Source organism: Anaerocolumna sp. (genome assembly GCF_032079385.1).
GTDB lineage: Bacteria > Bacillota > Clostridia > Lachnospirales > Lachnospiraceae > Anaerocolumna.
In genome coordinates, this window is sequence record NZ_DAMAUC010000051.1 from 1 (window position 1) to 4130 (window position 4130).

Annotated in this window: 4 protein-coding genes; 1 reads left to right on the forward strand and 3 read right to left on the reverse strand. The window is 34.3% G+C overall.

What is annotated here, in order from left to right; genetic code table 11:
- Window positions 1-192: 192 nt before the first annotated feature.
- The 3 genes from RT261_RS20825 to RT261_RS20835 form a co-directional block, all read right to left on the reverse strand.
- Entirely contained in the window at window positions 193-363 is a 171-nt protein-coding gene (locus RT261_RS20825) for a hypothetical protein (RefSeq protein ID WP_313135090.1), read from the reverse strand.
- A gap of 12 nt (window positions 364-375) precedes the next feature.
- The gene (locus tag RT261_RS20830; protein WP_313135091.1) at window positions 376-510 is read right to left on the reverse strand and encodes a hypothetical protein; all 135 of its coding nucleotides are present in this window, start codon (window positions 508-510) and stop codon (window positions 376-378) included.
- Window positions 511-904: 394 nt separating this feature from the next.
- Entirely contained in the window at window positions 905-2782 is a 1878-nt protein-coding gene (locus tag RT261_RS20835) for a DUF4914 family protein (protein WP_313135092.1), read from the reverse strand.
- A 525-nt stretch (window positions 2783-3307) separates the two neighbouring features.
- Here RT261_RS20835 and RT261_RS20840 point away from each other — a divergent pair.
- On the forward strand, window positions 3308-3859 hold the full coding sequence (locus RT261_RS20840; protein ID WP_313135093.1) for an acetylglutamate kinase: 552 nt from the start codon (window positions 3308-3310) through the stop codon (window positions 3857-3859).
- Window positions 3860-4130: the final 271 nt, after the last annotated feature.

Genomic DNA, 4130 nt, shown 5'->3' on the forward strand with positions numbered 1-4130 from the left:
TCTACCAAGGCCATGCCGCACGAGGGAAAGGTAGCAAAATTTATCCTATACACCATGTTATCCTAACAAAACATAAATCGAGTCATTATGAAAGCCCCGGTGGCACTTTCTGAGTTCTCTACACCACCTCAGGCAAAGCGTACTATTGTTAACAACCTAAATTTTTATTTATAGTCTTTGGTATAAATAGAATTACCACTTTCCATCATATTTAATTGGGTTTGCTTTCTCATGTCCGGCTTTCGCTTTTCCTTGAATCTCAGGAACCGGTTTTACTGTATTCTTTGGGATATTAATTCCCGGATTGTTTTCAGTTCCATGAGGTTCTTTGGGATCCGGACGTCTCATTCCTGCTTTTGCCATAGATACCTCCTGTTATACATCATTATTGGGTGTGGATTGTTTCTTTGCATTTCTGTTATGGTTTTGATTCTCACGTGTAATAGGAGTTTGTCCATTTGATTTTTGCATTCTTGCTTTTTTATTATCTGGTTGACTATCTTTTGGCATAATAACCTCGCTTTCGGCGTTTTAGTGACTTTATTAAGCTGGATAAACTAGTTTCACTAAAAGTATCTCAAATTTCTTTAAAGTATATACATACAATAAGAGGCTGCCGCAATAATTCAATTGTCATTCTTTGAGTGAAAATTGAATTATGAATTTTATGTTAGGACTCCTAGCTTTGTAAGATTCCTTTTAAAATTCAGGTTTTCGGAATTTACTCAAATGACGTTTTTGCAACAGCCTCTTATCGTATATCTATTTTTGTATATATGTTTTTTCATATGTTTTTTCTAATATATTTTTTTCATATATACTTCTTCATATATATTTCTTCATATAATACTTAGTTAAAAATAATCAAAACAATTGTTATTTTAAAACTTAATGTTTATCTTTTTTAGAATCTCATAGGTATTAACTCACAATATTCTTCCAAAGAACCGTCTCTCATAAAGCAATCTATGATTTGTCTTCCTAATGGATCCAAATCTTCTGTATTGTATTGAGCAAGTTCATTTTTAAAGAAATCGGTTAATATCTCAGCACCTTTATCATAGCCTTCTATACCGACTTCACTTTGCATTTCCGGTTGTAAGAATGCTCTGCGGATATAGTGTCCGTCTAGTTTTAAAGTATTATGAGAATATCCCAGTAATTTGCAGCGTGCTTCTGTTAAATGTTCTTGCTTAAACTTAGCACTGCCTCTTCTTGCAATATATTCTCTTGCTATCCATTCTGGCATGAATCCAACTTCGTATGCACCAATATGCTGGTTAGGAATTAATACATATCTGGTATGACTGGAACGGGTAATCTGATTTAATAGCAGATTAGCCTGTGTTACTTTTTTTCCGGTCGCAAATGGCCAGTAAGAACCAACACCTTCACTGGTCATACCCTTGCTAGTGGTTATACTTGGATTATTATATCCTCTTGGGGCCACTAATCTCCATAACCATGCAATGGCTGGAGGTAGGATGTGGAATAGTCCTATAATTCCATAGCTTGGATTTTCTTTTGTGCAAGGTGGTACTCGAACACCGAAACTTCTTACATCAATCTCCACCGGTTCACTTACAATACCCTGTACCATCTTTCTGGGGAGTATAACCCTTGGATTAGGGCAAGGTGTTCCGTCAGAATCTAAAGTATGTTCCCATGGTAGACAAGTTGCATTGGATACTCCGTCTAAATTAAAGAATAAGAGTTTTTCGGAAGGCTGAACAATGATACTTTCATATTTGGGTGAAGATCCATATTTTTTAATATTATCAAGTCTTAAAAACCAACCTTGTTCTGCATCTTGAACAACTAATTTTTTACTTTCATTTTGCATTTTGGGATGGCATAGAGCCATATCATCCGTAACAGGTTGAACTTCACAGGTATCAACTATATCAATATAATTCTTTTCACCGGTAACTGTATTTTTCCCTAATACAATTCTTCCGTCTAATTCCCGGTGAATATCTTCTGTCATTTCACTTTTACCGCCGCCGGAAGCACCTTCATGTAAAATTACAAGTTCATTATCATAAGGTGTGATTACTCTAACAGTAGAAGCATGAACTGTAGTCCATCCTTCTCTTTCACCGATATTTAATAGAACACCATAGATACCTTTCTTAGCACTAGGTCCCGGATAAAGGTTATAAGAAAATACTTCATGAAGTTCCATTGAGCGATTATGAACTACTACCTGTTTTCCATTAAAATGTGTATGTCTAAAAGGCGGTGCCAGATAAACAATTGCTCTTGGGGTAAATCCTTCCGGTATTTCATCAACATTGATGTAACCTTGTATATCTGCTACTGCACATGCGAAAAAGGCAGCATTCAGCGGTGCAATCAGTAAAGATTCATATCCGTATTCCTTACCACCGGACATAAATGGCAATATAATAAGTTCCTGTTCCTTTAGCCATTCAAATGTTTCCTGACGTAATGGTTCAAAATGATTATTATAAACATCCTTATATCTGGGCTTATCCGTTCCGAGATCATCGGATACGATTAAACAATCCGGATCTCTTCTACGCATGTAATCTTCAAGATAATTCACTACGGCTCCATTTTTACAACGATTAACGGTTACTTCCTGTACGGATCCCTTACCTTTTACATCATAGGAAACATGAAATTCATCATTTTCAGTACTTCCATAGGATAATTCCAATAATTCTTCCCTATTTTTGGCTACAACAACTTTTTTACTATTTTGGATAATGCTTTGTACTCCATCCGGTAAATTTAACTTTTTCAACAAATTTTTCATTGTGTCCTCCTTTTCAGCTTTATATATAAAAAGAGGCTGCTGCAAAACTATTACTCTGAATAAAAATTCCACGAATTAAATGAATGAAGAATCACAATATGAGGATAAGATTCTCCCGGCATAAAATTCATTATAAGCCGAATTCATGCTATCAGAATAACAGTTTATTGTTGTGCGGCAGTCTCTAACTTCCAAGCAGCTAATACATATTTACTATCTTCTATTTAATATATTTTATACAATATACCATATCTATTTAGTTAGATTGCATTTTTATACATTTAAATGAGTTTTTACTCATCGAGTATATTGGTAAGATTGTATCCTATTTATCAATCCATGTCAATATAACATTTTGAAAAACATGAATTCTATTTCTTTTCAGAATTCACGTTCAAATGAAAGTAATAATTTTTTATGATAAATCAATAATGATTCATTCGATTTTTGACAATCTATTTTCATTAGTAGCATATACTGTTTAATAACATATAATAGTAAAAACTATATAAAGGATTATTAACTATGAGACCTAAGAATAACCTGACCGTCATGATAAATCTAATTAACCTTTTTAGAGAGCTTTGGCAAGAACATATTTTTTGGACAAGGAACTTTATTATTAGTACTGTATCAGAACTGGATGATTTGGAATTTGTGACTAATAGACTTCTTCGAAATCCAACTGATTTTGCTAATATACTTAAACTGTATTACGGTAATGAAAAAGCAAAAAAATTCGAAACGCTATTTAGAGAACATTTAACTATTGCAGGTAGTTTAGTTAATCACGCTAAAGCAGGAGATATAGAAGCTGCAAATGAAGACAGGAGAAATTGGTATAAAAATGCAGATGAAATTGTGGCTTTTCTAGCAAGTATTAATCCATACTGGAATATGAAGAAATTCCAAACTTTATTCTATCACCATTTAAAAATGACAGAGGACGAAGCCATGTACCGTTTAAACGGAAGATATGCGCAAGATATCATTAATTTTGATGTAATTCAAGCAGAGGCTTTAAAAATGGCGGATATCATGTCTTGTGGAATAATAGACCAATTCTATAGTAAATAAAAATTTGTTGCAGTAGGACGCTTTGCCTGGGGATGTGTAGAACTCAAAAAGTGTTGATTGGGTTTTCGTAATGACTTAATTTATATTTAGTAAGGATAACATGGTGTATAGGGTAAATTTTGCTACCTTTCCCTCGTGCGGCATGGTCTTGGTAGAGCCTCAAAGCGCATGACAAGCATCGCAGAGGGCGATACTTGTCACTGAGTCTCTAGTCGCCCATAAACAGCCTTCTCGGTCGGATGACGCCAAATTTACCCTATATACCACGTTA

Excerpts from the sequence above, each read along its gene's own strand:
- RT261_RS20825 (WP_313135090.1), bottom strand. The coding sequence starts at position 363 with ATGGCAAAAGCAGGAATGAGACGTCCGGATCCCAAAGAACCTCATGGA.
- RT261_RS20830 (WP_313135091.1), bottom strand. The coding sequence starts at position 510 with ATGCCAAAAGATAGTCAACCAGATAATAAAAAAGCAAGAATGCAAAAA.
- RT261_RS20835 (WP_313135092.1), bottom strand. The coding sequence starts at position 2,782 with ATGAAAAATTTGTTGAAAAAGTTAAATTTACCGGATGGAGTACAAAGC.
- RT261_RS20840 (WP_313135093.1), top strand. The coding sequence starts at position 3,308 with ATGAGACCTAAGAATAACCTGACCGTCATGATAAATCTAATTAACCTT.